Origin of the sequence: Ensifer sp. ENS03 (genome assembly GCF_014852035.1) — a bacterium.
GTDB lineage: Bacteria > Pseudomonadota > Alphaproteobacteria > Rhizobiales > Rhizobiaceae > Ensifer > Ensifer adhaerens.
Window position 1 is genome coordinate 306,706 of sequence record NZ_JACVAV010000006.1, and the last position, 16,227, is coordinate 322,932.

Genomic DNA, 16,227 nt, shown 5'->3' on the forward strand with positions numbered 1-16,227 from the left:
GCAGTCCGGTAAGCTCACCAAGTTCGTGCTTCAATTCCGCGCTTTGGCGATGGCGTCCTTCAGTCCTTTTTCATCCAGAACGCCGGGAATGATCGCCGAACCGATGACGAAGGATGGCGTGCCGGCGAAATTGAAGGCGAGTGCCTGACTGTAGTTGCGGTCGAGCAGCCCGGAAATCTTGGCATTGTGCGTGTTCACGGCTGCGGTCAGCTCCTTCATCGAAAGACCCGCCCCGGTCAGCGCCTTCTCGATGTCGTCCTGCGACAGCCTCGCCTTGGTTTTCATCAGCGCCTCCATCGCCGGCTGGTATTTGCCGATCTGGGCGGCTCCAAGCACTGCCTGTGCGGCGAAGACGGAGGCTTCGCCCAAGATCGGCCAGTCCTTCAGCACGAGCCGCACGTTGCCGTCGGCCTTGACCACCTTCTCGACCGTCGGATGCACTTTCTTGCAGTAAGGGCACTGATAGTCGAAGAACTCGACGATGGTGACATCGCCCTTCGGATTGCCAAGGACGGGCGCGTCCTTGTCGAAAAACACCTCCTCCTTGGTCAATTGCTGGGCGAAGGATGATCGGCCTCCGACAAGCACGGCGGCGGCGGTCGCGACCGTGGCCGTCAGAACGGTTCTGCGGGTGAACATCAGATTTCTCCTTGTGCGAATGGATTGGGGCCGAGAGCGACGGCGCGTGCGGCGATTTCGAGGATCATGCCGCGCAGGCAAACGACGAAAGTCGGAAAGGCCGGGGCTGTCATTCTGCCTGCTTCCTGTCCTCAGATGCAAAGGCGGCGAGCCGTTCGGCGATTGCCTCGCGGGAGATTTCGCCGAGATGGGTGGCGGCGAGCGTACCGTCCGGGTTGATGAAAAGTGTGGCAGGAAGGCCGATCGCGCCGTAGTGCCGGGATAGGCCCGAGAAAGGGTCGAGAAGGATGGTTTCCAGGTCGACGCCTGTTTGGCGCAGATAGGATTCTATCGCCGCGCGGCTTTCGCCCTGGTTGGCGAAGAGAAAGTCGACCTCAGGATTCCTTTCGGTCATCTCCGCCATCATCGGCATTTCCCGCCGGCAGGGCGGACACCAGCTTGCCCAGAGATTGAGAACCGCCGGGCGGCCCTTGCGCTCGGCGATGGCGAGGCTCTCGTTACGTGCGAGAACGGCATAGGACGTTTCCGGGGCACGGGGTGCAGCGCCGCTATCGGTGAGGGTTGTGGCGACGACCCAGACGAAGAGGCCGGCCGCAAGCGGCAGGATCGCCCAAGGAGCGGCTTTCGGTGCGTTTCGCCAGAGCATCACTGCGGCGAGGAAAACACCGAGGAATCCGCCCGTCGGGGAAAAGCCGCCCTGCCAGATGGCGAGAACTCGCAACGGCTCCTGCAGGAAGCTCTCGGCATGGATGAGCACATGCCCGGCGCGCGCGCCGACAACGCCGAAAAGTGTGGCAGCCGTCGTAAAGGTGCCAAGCCGGTTGTGGATGCGGGCGGCAAGGAGCGAGCCGACAAGCATGAAGACGATCAACCCGGCGATGACCGAAAAGCGATCGGCGGAAAAAGCGAAGGGACCTATTGCGACGGCGTTCATTGCGCGCTGCCCTTGGCCATCCGTGCCGCCTCCGCAAGCGAGCCGGCCGTGATTTCTCCGACGAGGCGCGTACCGGGGGCCTCCTCTTTGCTGCGGTTGAAGAAGATCATAGTCGGCGGGCCAACGACGGCAAGTGATCGCATCAGTGCGCCATTCTCCGCATCGAGGGTGCTGACGTCGAGGCTGACCAAGCGGATCCCGTCAAGGCTCGCCGCGACATCAGGCTTTGTCAGAACGGACCGCTCGATCGTGCGGCAGGTGACGCACCAGCCAGCGGTGACATAGACGAGGGTGGGTTGCCTCCCGGAGGCTGCGGTGTCGAGAAGGCGGGAGAGTGCGCCGGCCGAGCCGACCTTGGTAAAATCCGACTTCTGGATGGCGGCTGTTTGGTCAACACTCGCCGCCCTCTTGAGCGGGCCGAGCGGAGTGAGCGGATCGCTGGCTCCAAGGCCGAAGCCCACCAGCAGCAGACTACCCCAAATGAGCGAGACGACGGCGGTCAAGCGCGTCAGTACGCCGTAGCCGCCTGTGGACCGCAGCCCGTCGGGAGCGACCGCGTAGATGCCGAAGGCAAGGGAAAACACGGCCCAGGGCAGGAGGACGAAGCGCTCCGGCACAAGCGGCGTCGCAAGCCAAATCGCCGTTCCCAGGAATGCGAAGCCGAAGACGTGCCGGACACGTTCCATCCACGCGCCGGCGCGTGGAAGCGCCTTGCCGCCGATTGTCGCCATGATGATGAGCGGGATGCCCTTGCCAAGGCCAAGGGCGAAAAGGGCGAGTGCGCCGACCGCAATGTCACCGGTCCGGGCGATGTAGAGGAGGGCGCCGGCAAGCGGCGCGGTTACGCAGGGGCCGATGAGGAAGGCGGAGGAAAGACCGAGCAGGGCGGCGGCGGCGACCGAGCCGCCCTTCTGCCGGCCGCCGCTCAGGCGGTTGCCGATCACTGCCGGCAGCTTGATGTGGAAGAGCCCGAAGCTGGAGAGCGCCAGCAGGACGAACAGTGCCGCGACCACGCCGACAGCGACGGGCGATTGCATCACGATCTGCAGGTTTTGCCCCGACCAAGCGGCCACGATGCCAAGGAGACCGAAGGCGGACGCAAGGGCCAGCACATAAGCGGAGGCGAGCATGAAACCGCGTCGTGCCGTCAGCCCCTCTCCCTCGCGCGTGAGCATGGCCGCGACGATCGGATACATCGGGAAAACGCAGGGCGTGAAGGCGAGCAGCAGTCCGAAGCCGAGGAAGCCTGCAAGAAGCAGCGCAAACCCGCCACCGGTCATGAGCCGGTCGACCGCCGTTTCTCCGCCGTCAGCTGCGATGGAAAAACCTGTGTCCGGCGCTTCCACGGGCCGTGCGTCCTTGGCAGGCGCAAAGGCAAAACCACCGACCGGTTTGCTGATGGTCATCGCGGCGGTATCGATCGTCCGCGTTGTCGGCGGATAACAAAGCCCGCCATCCTGGCAGCCCTGATAGGTGAGGCGAATGAGCGGAGGCGCATTCGCGATCCGGGCCGAAGCCTTTTGGTAATTGACCTCGGTTGTGCCGAAGCCCGGATCGTCCTTGACTGTCCCCGGTTCGGTTTGCAGGGTGATCGGCCGGTTACCCTCATCTTCTGCTGCCAGGAAGTCCCTGTAGAGATAGTAGCCGTCAGCAATCGTCCATGTGATCGCCAGCCGGCCGTCGTCTTGCCTGGCGATCCCAGGTACGAAGGCCTCGTCCATCGGCAGGGGCGCCTCGAGCGCTCGGGCTGGCAGGATGGCCGCAATCAAAACCCAAACCAGCGCCAGCAGACTTGCTTTCCGCATCGTTCTTGCGTCCTCGTCTTCAATCGAGGGCGGAGCGATCAGGCCGCTACCTTAAGGCAGCCTTAAAATGATTGTCCAAGGCGAAGGATAGAAACGGGCCGCGCAAGTTAATCCGCTAAGACCTTGGCGCTGGCTCTCGGTGTAATTCCGGAAGTAAAGGCCGAACGATGGTGGGGCAACCGGCGCTGCCGGTTCACCTGTTTATGGACACCGGCCCTTTGGCCGGCGTCCAGACTTCATTGCCTGTGTTCCCTAGTGGGTTGCGCCCGACCCACCGGCTGCGACGATTGCGAAGGGTTGTCCCTCGACCGCGATCGTGCGGGTCTCCTTCAGTGTTTCCGTGTCGATCACGCGTACCAGGCTTTGGCGCGGATCAGTGATGGCGAGGTGATTGCCGGCGACGGCGAGGCGGGGCCTTGCGGCGCGCCAGTGGCCATCTTTGCTGTAGGGCTCCGTGACGATTTCCGATTTGGTGATCACGCCATCCACGACGTCAAGGAGGTGAAGCTTGCCGTCCTCCGTCAGGATATAGGCGTTGCGTGACTTTGCTGGATCGAGGATGAAGTCCACCCGCCGCAGCGGCAGTTCGACGAGGCGGTAGGGTTCCTTCGCGTCGGCGTCGATCAGTACGACCTTGTCTTCTCCGTAGTTCCCAAGGAAGAACTGCATAGAAGTGCCGCCGAGCAGTGTGGATACCTTGCCTTCCGGCAGCTTGTCGCCATAGGCGAGCATCTCGAGCTTGGGGCCATCGAGCCCACCTGGGCGTGCGACCAGGACGCCCTCGGCGCAACCGAAGGCGGCCAGGCGGGCGGACGTCGCTTCACCGTGGAGCCCCGTGCAGGTTGCGACATCGCCGACCTGCTTGCCCTCCTTGTCGAGAACACGCAGGCCCAGGCGGGGAGGAAGCTCACCTTCCTTTACCGTCGCTTCGAGGTTCGGGACCGAAACGAGAAGATGGTTGCCGGTCGAAACCGCGACGCCATGGTGTGCGGCGGTAGTATCGTAAGCCTTGAGCTCCGCCTTGCCGTCCAGAAGCGCGCTTTCGCCAAGCAGATCGAACTTGCCACCGCGATCGTAGAAGATGGCGAGATCGTCACCATGGGCAACCACGTGGCCGGGCTTTTGTCCGCGAATGGTTTTCTCAAGCAGCCTCGGCTCCTTGACCTCGATGTCCCGGTGCTCGCCGTGATCGGAAAGCGCTATGCCGGTGTCGATGGCATGGATCAGGTTCTGTTCGCCCTGGACGGCAAACACTGTTCGTCCGGTGTCGCTCAGGGAAAGGGCGGCGTAGCCTTCAAGGTCAAAACGGCCGATTTCCTTGTCCGTTTCCAAATCGATGGCGCGGACCACGGGCTGGGTGTGGTCGGCAATGAACAAACGCCAGGTCTCGCGCTGCTGTTCTTCCTCGGCATGAGAGGTCAACGGAAAGGCGAGGGTCGCGAGAATGGTGGTGGCGAAAAGCGCGGGCAAACCGGAGCGGGACATGAAATCTCCTATAATGTAATAACGTAACATGTGTTGTGTTATAGCGTTACATTCGCCTTGTCCAGCGGCAACAAGCTGACGTTTGCACATGCGTCAACGAAGCCGTCACAGGCGGCCCGCGACGGCGGCCTACGTGCCTCGCTGGCGTTAAGGAGTGTGAAGCTCGGTCCTGACGGACCGATTGGCATTCCGCGACTTCGCCTGGAGCGGCGGATGGCGGCATGTGTTGCCGCCACCCTTTGAAATGCTCGGTTTCTCCGTTGGTGGGCTTCGCCGATTTTCAGGGCTGGGGGGCTTTGGGCGAGATGGACCAAAACCCGCCATAGGGCCTTCATCAGCGACGAAGGCCGCCAAACGCGGCGGGACCCGGTCATCCTGCTACTTCGCTGTGCCTTCGTTCAGGGGCAGCTTGCTCCCGCGACGCTGCGGTAGGCGGCCGTTCAGAACGATGTAGGCGAGAAGGCCGATCACCAGGCCCCAGAAGGCCCCGCCGATCCCGAGCAGCTTGATGTTGGCGGCGGAGGCCAGGAACGTGATGAGCGCCGCTTCGCGGCAGGCCGGGTCGGCTGTTGCTGCAGCAAGGCTGCCACCAATGGTACCGAGAAGGGCGAGGCCCGCTAGCGTGGCGATGAAGGTCGCAGGAAACGCCATGAACACGGCCGCAAGCGTAACGCCGAACACGCCGACGAGCACGTAGAAAAAGCCCGCGGCGATACCCGCGATCCAGCGCCTGGAGGGGTCTTCGTGGGCCTCCTTGCCGGTTGCGATCGCCGCCGTGATTGCCGCGATATTGAAGGCGTGCGAGCCGAAAGGCGCCATGATCAGCGAACCGAAGCCAGTCGTCGTCACGATCGGGTTGGCGCTGGTCTTGAAGCCGTCATTCCGCAGCACCAGCATTCCCGGCATGTATTGGCCGGTCAGCGTGATGAGAAACAGCGGCAGTGCGACCGAAAGCAGCGCGTTCAGCGAGAACAACGGCATGGTGAAAATGGGCGCCGCGAACTCCAACTTCAGACCCGACAGGTCGACCCGGCCCTCCGCGAGCAGGAACAGGAGCCCGAGAACGAGGATGCCGACCACGGCATAGCGGGCGGAGAAGCGCTTCAGGACGACGTAGGCGACAATCAGCAGGCCGACGAGCAACGGATCGACGCTTGCGCCGCCGAACGCGCCGATGCCGAACTGCAGCAGGATACCGGCGAGCAGGCCCGCGGCGATGCCTGGCGGGATCAGCCGGATGACCTTCTCGAAATAGCCCGAAAGCCCGAGTGCGACGAAGGCTAGAGCCGAGATCATGTAGGCGCCGATGGCCTCGGCATAGGGCGTGGTCGCAAGCGCAGTGACGAGAAAGGCTGCGGCCGGCGTCGACCAGGCGGTGATGATAGGCTCGCGATAGCGCCAGCTCAGCCAAAGCCCCGTCATTCCCACGCCGATCGAGACCGACCAGACCCAGGAAGCCGTCAACTCGGGGCTGAGCCCAGCCACTTTCGCGGCTTGAAAGACCAGGATGAAGGTGCCGCCATAGTTGACGATGACGGAGATCAGACCCGCGACAATGGGATGGGCAAGGTCGTTGAAGCGAAGGGATGACGGGAAAACATGTGATGACATGATCTATCGGGGCTCCTGAAATTTCGGGGAGGACTGGCAAGCCGCGTTGACAAATAGCCAGTCATTGGCCCGATATGCCCATCCATTTTTCTGAAGATGATCAGACCATTTGTTCAAGCATTCCCAACTCGAGTCCGTGAAGGCATGGATTGCCCAGCCCGCCCAGGCTGGGATGCCGCTTCATGCGCGCATCCAGCGGGCGATCCGGCAGTTGATCCTCGACGGTGCGCTTGGGCCGGGAAAGCCGCTTCCAGCTTCGCGCGTGCTCGCCAAATCCCTCGGCGTATCGCGCGATACGATCGAAGCGGCCTATGGCCAGCTTCATGCCGAAGGCTTCATCGACCGTCGCGTCGGGAGCGGCAGTTTCGTGGCCGAGGTGAAGGAGTTTGCACCCGGCAGGCGCCTGTCTCCAAGGCGCGCGCAGTCGCCCAACCAGGCAGCGGCTTTGAGCAGGCGGGGCAATGCCATGTTCGGCAGCGGCGGCGTCAGTGAACAGCTGTTGCCCCGCCCCTTCGCCCATGGCGTGCCGGAGACGCGCACTTTTCCGCTCGCGCTGTGGGAGCGCCTCGGACGGCAGGTCTTGCGCGAAACCGGCAGAAGGGCGCTGCTTCACGGCGACCCGCAAGGGATCGAGGAGCTGCGCCGTGCCATTGCCGACTATGTGAACCTAGAACGCGGCGCCCGTACCACGGCCGAACGGGTGCTGATCCTCACCAGCTCGCAGCAGGCGCTGACATTGTGCGCAAACATGCTGCTCGATCCCGGTGACCGCATCTTCATCGAGGATCCGGCCTATTACGGCGCGCGCAAGGCGTTCGATGCGGCGGGGCTCGAATGCGTCCCCATCCGCGTCGACCGCCATGGCATCGCCGTCAACCAGATCAAGGCGGAGACGCGCAAGGTCAAGGCCGTATTCCTGACGCCCTCGCATCAGTTCCCGGCCGGCGCCACGCTGACGCTCGATCGCCGCCTTGCGCTGATCGAATGGGCGAGCCGCCATCAGGCCTGGATCCTCGAGGACGACTACGACAGCGAATTCCACTATGCCGGCAAACCAACGGCCTGCCTTCAGGGCCTCGATCCGCACGACCGGACGATCTACATCGGCACCTTCACCAAATCGCTCTTTCCAGGGCTTCGGATCGGCTATGCAGTTCTGCCGCCTGAGCTGGTCAAGCCGATGACCGTCGCGCGTACTCTGCTTGACGGGCACTCCGCTCCGATGGCGCAAATGACACTCGCGCGCTTCATGGAAGGCGGGCATTTCGGCGCCCATGTGCGCACAATGCGCAGCATCTACGCCGACCGGCTCGACCTTTTGGCGATGCTTGTCATAAAACATCTGCCGCATTTCCTTGAAGCGCGGGTGCCCGATGGCGGCCTGCAGATGCCGTGCGCGCTGACAGGTGCGATCTCGGAGGCCGCGGCCGTCGATGCGGCACGACGTGTCGGGATCGAGATCATGGGATTGTCCGCGCTTCACGCCGGCGGCAAGCCCGAGCCCGGGTTCCTCATGGGGTTTGCCGCTTATACGCCAAGCGAGATCGAGGGGGCGGTGCGGAAGCTGGCTGGTGCCTTCCGGGCCGCGGCGACGTCATAGGTCGTCCAAGCGTCGCCCGCAACGGCTCGCCATTCAGTCCTGGATGACGAGCTGGAACCAGGTGTCGAGAGATCTGCTGCGCTTGACGGCGTCGAGATAGGCGAGCAGCGATAAGCAACCGAACGTCGCACCTCGCCGGGCAGACGCCGGAAAAACGATTCCCGTTTTGGTGCATTTTTTGCGGAGAACCGGCGCACTGCATAAAGTTGTAGGTACCATCGAAATGGAAAATCCATAAACTCGCGCTAGACCGATCGTCATTCGTGAATCGGGAGCGAGGCATGCAAAGAGACGTGCAGTTCAACGGGCAGAAAGATTGGCGGATCGCGCGATATGCCATCGGCGGCATTGTTGGATTCGCCGTGCTCGCCCAGCTCCTGGTCTATCTCAGCCTGGTCGCCCTGGTCGACCAGCCTTATGCGGCTGCCATGGTCGGTGCCGCGCTAATCTCCCTGCTGATGGGCGTGCCACTGATCGTCGTGGCAGCGACGCAGTTTCGCCGGGCGCAGCGCCTGCGCAACCAGATCAATCATGTTGTCGCCCATGATGCCACGACGGGCTGCGTGACCGGTCGCGGGCTCGTACAGCAGGTCAATGGCCTCGAACGCCGCCGCCAAAGCGCCGGCGAGGAGCTGCATGGCGCGCTCATTCATCTGCGTATCAACAATCTCGATGACGTCGGCGTTGCTTTCGGCCCGGCCTGGAGCGAGGAGCTGCTGCAATTCGTCGCTTCGACGATCAGCACGTCCGTGCGTCGCGACGATATCGTCGCCCGGACGGGCCCAGCCAGTTTCGACGTCCTGCTCGTCGGCGCAACGGAGACGGATGCGGAACATGTCTCAAACCGCCTGACGACGGCGCTGTCGTCCGCCCATTTCTCTGCCGATGGCAGCAAGGTCGACCTCGAACTCAGCGTCGGCGGAGCTTTGTTCGATGGCAGTGTCGATCTGGAACGCTTGCGCCGGGCAGCTGCCTCCGAGACGGTCATAGTTGCCAGCGAGGGCACCCGGCCTGTCGATTTTGTCCGCCTGCCTTCGGCGTGAATGACTGGCGATAACGTTGCTTGTGCCGGAGTCGTATGCAACGATCGCTCGCGGCGGCTGAGGGCCAGTTCGTTTGTCTCTTTAGGGTTGTGTTGCGCTGGGCCCCACTGTTGCAAAGGGTTGCCTGTCATCTGCAGTACTGTCGTGGAGCTTATTTCAATTCAATAGGTTACTGGAATCTTTTGGCGCAATACCGTTGTTCCATTTTTGCAACATAGCCGTGCGAAAGCTTGGGCCTATCAGGGACCACCCCAAAATTGGTCCCTGCTTTATATTACCTCTGTATTATCTGTCGATAAATAAGGCAGTTGCGACGTACGTTTGGATTAACCAGCATGTCGTACTGATTGCGAGGGGGATAGAGTTGAAAGTGGGGAAATTTATTGGAGGCGGGCTGCTTTCTATTCTGCTCGCGTCGACGGTGTTTGCGGGTGGTGCTGCGGAAGCGATGACGCTGAGGGAAGCGCTTCAGATTGCGATGGAATCGAATCCGGAAATCGGTCAGTCGATCGAAAACCGTGAGGCAATCGAATTCGAACTGCGGCAGGCGCGCGGTCTCTATCTGCCGAGCGTCGACGTCGAAGCATCGACTGGTGTGCGCCACCTCGAAGACAGCAGCCGTCGCCTTGCCTCGATCGAGAACGATCCGCTCTATCCTTCCGACGTCGGGCTGACCATCACGCAGAAGCTCTTTGATGGTGGTGGCCGTCGCGCCGAACTCGAGCGTCAAGCAGCGCGCGTCGATAGCGCCTCCTTCCGGGTGCTGGAGCGTTCCGAGACGATCGGCTTGCAGATCGTTCGCGAGTATTTCGAATATATTCTCCAGCAGCAGATCGTTGCGGAAGCGCGCAAGAACGTCGGCGTGCACCAGTCGATCTTGTCGGATATCAGTTCGTTGATTTCGGGCGGCGCTCTCACCGAGGCAGACCGTCAGCAGGCAAGCGAACGGCTGCTGGCGGCCAAGGCCCGCCTGCAGGAAGCGGAAGAGGCCTTCGATACGGTCAAGATCAGCTTCAACCGCCTGGTCGGACAGCCCCTCACCAATCCATCCATGCCGAAGTCGGTCGCCGGCGCGCTGCCGAAGACACTGGAGACGGCGATCGGCATTGCGCGCACCAACAATCCGCGGATCAAGGCTGCCGACTCCGACATCAATGTCGCGGACTCGCAGGTCAAGGCGGCACGCTCGAACATGCTGCCCGAAGTCTTCGCCGAGGGCCGCGTGCGCTCAGGCAACGATATCGACGGCTCGACCGGCAACACCTGGGACGCACAGGGCCGGATCGTCGCGAAGTGGAATCTCTATCGTGGCGGCATCGATGTCGCCAACGAGCAGGAGCAGATGCGCCGCGCAAGCGAACAGCGCCTGGTCTTCCATCAGGCGCACCGCGAGGTCGAGGAAGCCGTGCGCATCTCCTGGGAGCGCCGCGGCAGCCAGTACGACATCGCCCGCACGCTGAACCAGCAGGCGCAGATGAACGTGCAACTCGTCGAATCCTATCGCGAGCAGCTCAAGGTCGGCCAGCGTTCGCTGCTCGACGTGCTCGGCGCGCAGAATTCGCGTTTCAACGTCAGCGTTCTCGAAAAGACCGCGCAGTATGCCGCGCTTTTTGCCGAGTACCGGCTGCTGGCAGCAACAGGCCAGCTGCTGCCGACCATGAAGATCAAGGCGCCGGCGCAGGCGGAAGCCTATGCGCGCAATGAGTTCAATGTCCCGGATGCGCCGGCCACGGAAACCTATCGTCGTGTGCCGTCGCGCCAGACGAACGACTTGCCGCTCGACCTGTTGGCGCCGATCCGGCAGAAATGAATAGTCCTCGTCAGGGTGGACACAACCGGTGGTAATGCAAGGCATTGACAGGCATGTGCAGATTGGCCCGTCTCTGACCGGCTTTTCCGAGGCGTTCAAGGAGATTTGCATCTTCTTGAACCGCCCCTCGTCAGATAGTGTGCTCTATTCGGACGTGCCCTTCGACCCTCGGTTGCCGAGCGCCGAGGACGTCTCCCGTATTGCCGAGCGGGTCGGCCTGGAAACGGAGCTCGTTTCCGCGCGCGCGATCGGCAATCGTGATTTCGTCTACCCTCTGCTGCTGGTCTTTCGCGATGGCAGTGCCATGGCGCTTCTGGAAGAGGCGCCCGACGGCACGCTAAGCCTCTCCAACAGACTGGCGGCGCCCCGCGAGATGCCGATCACCCTGTCCGACCTTGAGGTCGGCGGGCTCGCCTACGCCTTGTCTTTCTCGGCCACCTACCTCAACACCGCGACTGGCCGCGGCGTCGGCGAGGCGCGCAACATCGACCGCCGCCATTGGCTGACCGCCACGGTCAAGCCGTTCTGGCAGGCCTATGTGCAGGTCGCGGTCGCCGCGTTCTTCATCAACGTGCTGGCGCTTGCAGCCCCGCTCTTCACGATGAACGTTTATGATCGCATCCTGCCGAACAAGGCTATCGCGACCCTCTGGGTGCTGGCGCTCGGGATCAGCACCGCCATTCTCTTCGACTTCCTTTTGAAGACTGTGCGTGCGGCGCTGATCGACTATGCCGGCCGCAAGGCGGACCTGAAACTCTCCTACATGCTGTTCGAGAAGATCCTGCATGCGACCATGGCGTCGCGACCGCCTTCGACCGGCGAATACGCCAACCGGGCGATGCAGTACGAATTCGTTCGGGAATTCTTCACGTCGAACACGCTCAGCACGATCATCGACAGTCTTTTCGTCTTCGTCTTCATCGCAGCCGTCTATGCGGTGGCGGGCTGGATCGCCATTGTCCCGGCGGTCGCCTTCATCTTCAGTCTCCTGATCGGTTATGTCGCGCAATACAAGATCGGCAACCGCGTCGCCGCCGCGTCGAATGAATCAGCCCAGCGTCAGGCGCTGCTGGTCGAAACGATCAGTGCGATCGAGACGGTGAAGACGCTGCACTCGGAAAAGCAGTTGCTTCGCCGCTGGAACGAGCTCGCCAAGCATTCCTCGAACACGTCCGAGCAGATCAAGGAGATTTCCTCCTGGGCCTCGCATGCGACGCAGTTCGTGCAGCAGCTGGTCACGGTCTGCATCGTCGTTGCCGGCGCCTATGAATTTACCGAGGGCAAGATTTCATCCGGCGCGATCATTGCTGCCAGCATGCTTTCCGGCCGCGCCGTCGCGCCGCTCGGGCAGATCGCCATGACGCTGGCGCGACTGCGCCAGGCCATTCTGTCGCTGCGGATCCTCAATGCCGTGATGGAGCAGCCGGAGGACCGACCGGACACGATCGGCTTCGTCAACCGCGAGATCCGCAACGGCAGCATCACCTTTACGAATCTCGACTTTGCTTACCCGCAAACGGACCACAAGGTGGTCAGCGGTATGAACGTCACGATCAAAGCGGGCGAGCGCGTCGGCATCATCGGCCGCATCGGTTCGGGCAAGACGACAATCGGCCGCCTTCTGGCGGGTCTCTACGCGCCGAGCGCCGGACGCATCCTGCTCGATGGTGTCGATATTCGGCAGCTACACCCCTCCGTCGTCCGTTCGGCCGTCTCGTTCGTGTCGCAGAATTCCGACCTCTTTTCCGGGACCATCAAGGAAAACCTGCTGATGGCGAACCCGACCGCCAGCGACGAAGAGGTGGTTGCGGCAGCGAGACTGGCCGGCGTCGATGAGTTCGTCTCGCATCATCCGCGTGGTTATGACATGCCGGTCGGCGAACGCGGTTCCCAGCTTTCGGGTGGACAGCGCCAGGCGGTCGCCATTGCCCGGCTGCTACTGCGCAAGCCGAAGGTGGTGTTTCTGGACGAGCCATCCGGTGCGATGGACCTCGCCAGCGAGCGCGAGTTGATCAACAAGCTTTCCAATGTCTTCAGCGGCGACGTCACGCTTTTGATCTCAACGCACCGCCATAGCATGCTGAGCCTTGTCGACCGGCTGCTGGTTCTCGACCGAGGGCGCATCGTCGCCGACGGACCGAAGGCTGCCGTTATCGAGCAGTTGCAGCGACGTTCCGGTCCCGCCGGGCCGGCAGAAGGGGCGGGGCTATGATCCACCCTTATCTAAATGACGATGAAGCAATGCCGTTCCCCGCGTTTCGGAGGGCGCCGAGATGACTGAGAAACCGCCGCTGGCCGCGCGCGCTGGACTGTTGGTGATCGGCCTTTTGATCAGTTCCTTCGTCGCCTGGGCGGCGATCGCCGAGGTCGACGAGATCGCCCGCGGCGAAGGCAAGGTCATTCCCGTCTCGAAAACGCAGATCATTCAATCGAGCGAGCCCGGTATCGTACGCGAGATCGCCGTGCAGCCCGGCCAGGTCGTGCGCCGCGGCGACCTGATCCTGCGCCTCGATGATACGGCAAGCGGCTCGTCACTCGGCGAGCTCGAAGCCAAGGCCCGCTCGCTGCGGGCACAGATCGCACGGCTGGAACTCGAGGAGACCGGGGCCTACGACAGCAAGTACATCTGCCCCGAGGATATCGCCAAGGTTGCCCCGGCAATCTGCGCCAACGAGGAGCAGTTGCTTCAGGCCAAGGCCGGCAACTTCAACAACAAGCTGTCGGTGATGCAGGCCCGTGAGGGACAGCGCCAGCAGGAATTGGCGGAAGCGGAGGCCAACATCACCCGGCTGAGCGAGAGCATGCAGGTGACCGAGCGCGAGCAGGAGCTGCTCGCGCCGATGGGAAAGCGCAAGCTCGTCGCGCAGACCGAACTGCTTCGGGTCGAAAAGGAACTGACCGACACCAGAGGACAGCTCGCACTCTGGAAAGAATCGGTCGGCAAACTCGAGGCGGCACTCAGGGAGGCGTCGCTGCAGGTGACGGAGCTCTCGCTGCAACTGAAGCAGGAGGCGCTGGCCGAAAAAACCGAGGCGCTTTCGCAGCTTTCGGTGATCGATGAGACCATTCGCGGCGCCACAAGCCGGGTTGCCAATACCGACATTCGCTCGCCGGTCGATGGCATCATCAATACGCTCGATGTCAACACCGTCGGCGCCTATGTGACGCCCGGAGCGGTGATCGGCGGCGTCGTTCCGACGTCGGAGACGCTGCTTGTCGAGGCGCGGCTTTCGCCGCGGGATGTCGCCTTCGTTCGCACCGGACAGGCGGCGCTGATCAAGATTTCTGCCTATGATTTCTCGATCTATGGGGGGCTCGGCGGAATTGTCGAGACCGTCAGCGCTGACAGCCTCGTCGACCAGAACAGCGGTGAGACCTACTATCTCGTGCGCGTCAAAACCGACATGGCCGCCCTCGTGAAGGACGGGCGCGAATACGCGATCATGCCGGGCATGATTGCCTCGGTCGACATCATGACCGGCAAGAAGACGATTCTTGCCTACCTGATGAAGCCGATCAACAAGGCCCGCGAGGAAGCGCTGCGGGAGCGCTGACCGATGAACGAGACGCCGCCTCTGGCAGATGAAGAGGACATGAGTGCGCTTCGGTTCCGCGTCGTTACCGTCGGCGGTCAACGCCGGGGCATCAAGCTCGAGGAAATCTACTGGCACTGTCTGGGCGAGCTTGCCGCACGGAATGGCTGTCGGCTTGCCGATATCGTTGCGTCCTGCGAAAGGGAACTCGAAGGCGACGGCAATCTGACCGCACGTCTGCGCTATGTCGCGACCCGCCACCTTCGTGATCAGCTTGAGACGGCCAGAAGGCGCGGCAGCCTGGCGGCCGTCGCCAGCCAGGTACGCGCCAGCCCGTCGCCAGCTTTTGCGCTCACGGGCAGCAAGCACATCGTCGCCTACAACGCGGCCTTTCTCTCCTTCGTTCAGACGCGCGTATTGCGCTCCCAGCAGCCGCAGGCGGCGCGTGGCTTGAGGCTTTCGTTCGACGTTCAGTTCGTCGATCTGGTCCAGCGCTTGAAAGCGGCTCCGGGCGAGCCGCAGCCGGCGGGCTTCACCATCGGGGTGCAGGGGCAGGTTACGCGCGGCAAGCTCAATGCTGCACTCGCCCCGCTCGTGGATCAGGACGTGATCATCGGCTTCATTCTCGGTTGACTGAGTAGTGGTCGCCCTGACCACAAGGCCGTCAGCCAAGTCGAGCCTGGCGGGCACAGTCAGCGAACGGCGATGCCTTCTCCGGGCATGACGTCGGCAAGCGGTGCGGCGGAGGCGACCTTGTCGCCGGTGCTCTTGATGCCGTGGATCCAGGAACGCTCGGCGCTGACCGAAAACAGCGGCTGATAGCTCGGCAAGGCGGTATCGAGCTTCACCTCGTCGCTGAGGTTATCGAGGATGAAGTGGCCCTGGCTCGTCGTGATCGCGAGGACCGCGTGATATAGGTTGCGCCTGACGTCACGCAGAACCACGATCGACATCGCCTCCGACGGCAGTCCCGCCGCCTTCAACGCGGCCATCTTCAAAATGGCATAGTCTTCGCAGTCGCCCTTGCCTCGGGCAAGAATTTCGTCCGGCGTCGCCCAATAATCCTTGGCCCCGTAGTTTTCCGCGTCCGGCTGGTAGCGAACGATCCGGTTCACAGTCCGGTTGATGCCGTTGATCTTCTGGCGAAAGGCAAGACCATTAGCGTTTTCGATCGCCTGGCCGAGAATGTCGCGGGCGGCGCAACCGCTCTTTTGTGCGCAATCGTTGAAGTCCGCAGCCACCACCGCCGGGTAGACGGTCTTCCACTTGCGGGCGACCGGGATCGCCGACACCCGGAACGCAACCGAGTGGAAAACGGCGGATGGTTCCGACTGAGCGGACGGCTGGGGCCGGAGATCTGGGCGGGTCGCCAGCGCCACTTGCTGCACGTTCTGGCGCCGGAGGGCTTCGGAAGCCTGCTTCGACCAGGTGTCGATGGTCTGCGTTGCGATGGCGGCGAGCGGGCTTGCCAGGCTCACCATCTGATGTAACAGGCCGGGGACGAGCACGGCCGGTTGGCCAGCCTGCGTGGGTGTCGTTGCGAAAAGCGACGCAAGGCCGATCGCGAAGACCGAAGTCTTCAGGTATTTCCTGCCGTGCTTCCAACGCGTCTTATTCATCGCCGTGTCTCTCGGTTTGTTGAGGACACTGTACGAACGAAAAGAAAAATGCCGGTAAAGCGGTATGTATTATTTAGAGTGTTTCGAAGAGATACGTTTTATCTAAAATTTTATTCAAATTTTATACTTGTGTATTCTTTTGGCTCAA

General features: G+C 62.3%; 12 protein-coding genes. 6 read left to right on the plus strand and 6 right to left on the minus strand.

The window, feature by feature from the left end:
- Window positions 1–30 precede the first annotated feature (30 nt).
- The 5 genes from IB263_RS21790 to IB263_RS21810 all read right to left on the minus strand — a co-directional run bounded on the left by IB263_RS21790 (window position 31) and on the right by IB263_RS21810 (window position 6,474).
- Entirely contained in the window at window positions 31–639 is a 609-nt protein-coding gene (locus tag IB263_RS21790; protein ID WP_060581378.1) for a DsbA family protein, read from the minus strand.
- A gap of 109 nt (window positions 640–748) precedes the next feature.
- A complete protein-coding gene (locus tag IB263_RS21795) occupies window positions 749–1,573 on the minus strand; it encodes a TlpA disulfide reductase family protein (protein ID WP_060530530.1) in 825 nt (274 codons plus the stop codon).
- Window positions 1,570–3,378 carry a protein-disulfide reductase DsbD gene (gene dsbD, locus IB263_RS21800; protein WP_192438991.1) on the minus strand — a complete coding sequence of 603 codons (1,809 nt, stop codon included), beginning with the start codon at window positions 3,376–3,378 and terminating at the stop codon, window positions 1,570–1,572. Before dsbD ends, IB263_RS21795 begins: the two co-directional genes overlap by 4 nt.
- Before the next feature lie 252 nt (window positions 3,379–3,630).
- Entirely contained in the window at window positions 3,631–4,863 is a 1,233-nt protein-coding gene (locus IB263_RS21805; RefSeq protein WP_192438992.1) for a metallochaperone AztD, read from the minus strand.
- 378 nt (window positions 4,864–5,241) lie between these two features.
- Window positions 5,242–6,474: a benzoate/H(+) symporter BenE family transporter gene (locus IB263_RS21810; RefSeq protein ID WP_034794687.1), complete on the minus strand. Its 1,233-nt coding sequence runs from the start codon at window positions 6,472–6,474 to the stop codon at window positions 5,242–5,244.
- 109 nt (window positions 6,475–6,583) lie between these two features.
- On the opposite strand from IB263_RS21810, the gene IB263_RS21815 reads away from it, so the two are divergent.
- From IB263_RS21815 to IB263_RS21840, 6 genes are all read left to right on the plus strand, one after another.
- The gene (locus IB263_RS21815) at window positions 6,584–8,074 is read left to right on the plus strand and encodes a PLP-dependent aminotransferase family protein (RefSeq protein ID WP_060607970.1); all 1,491 of its coding nucleotides are present in this window, start codon (window positions 6,584–6,586) and stop codon (window positions 8,072–8,074) included.
- Window positions 8,075–8,355: 281 nt separating this feature from the next.
- Window positions 8,356–9,117 (plus strand): GGDEF domain-containing protein, encoded by a 762-nt coding sequence (locus tag IB263_RS21820; protein ID WP_110819399.1) that lies wholly within the window; start codon window positions 8,356–8,358, stop codon window positions 9,115–9,117.
- 448 nt (window positions 9,118–9,565) lie between these two features.
- Window positions 9,566–10,927: a TolC family outer membrane protein gene (locus IB263_RS21825; RefSeq protein ID WP_110819400.1), complete on the plus strand. Its 1,362-nt coding sequence runs from the start codon at window positions 9,566–9,568 to the stop codon at window positions 10,925–10,927.
- 34 nt (window positions 10,928–10,961) lie between these two features.
- Window positions 10,962–13,139: a type I secretion system permease/ATPase gene (locus IB263_RS21830; protein ID WP_192438993.1), complete on the plus strand. Its 2,178-nt coding sequence runs from the start codon at window positions 10,962–10,964 to the stop codon at window positions 13,137–13,139.
- 61 nt (window positions 13,140–13,200) lie between these two features.
- Window positions 13,201–14,481: an HlyD family type I secretion periplasmic adaptor subunit gene (locus IB263_RS21835; protein ID WP_060516593.1), complete on the plus strand. Its 1,281-nt coding sequence runs from the start codon at window positions 13,201–13,203 to the stop codon at window positions 14,479–14,481.
- A 3-nt stretch (window positions 14,482–14,484) separates the two neighbouring features.
- Window positions 14,485–15,093, plus strand: coding sequence for a ribbon-helix-helix domain-containing protein (locus tag IB263_RS21840; RefSeq protein ID WP_110819401.1), 609 nt, complete (start codon window positions 14,485–14,487; stop codon window positions 15,091–15,093).
- A gap of 59 nt (window positions 15,094–15,152) precedes the next feature.
- Here IB263_RS21840 and IB263_RS21845 read toward each other — a convergent pair whose 3' ends face one another.
- Window positions 15,153–16,079: a transglutaminase-like cysteine peptidase gene (locus IB263_RS21845; protein ID WP_246811057.1), complete on the minus strand. Its 927-nt coding sequence runs from the start codon at window positions 16,077–16,079 to the stop codon at window positions 15,153–15,155.
- Between the last annotated feature and the right edge of the window lie 148 nt (window positions 16,080–16,227).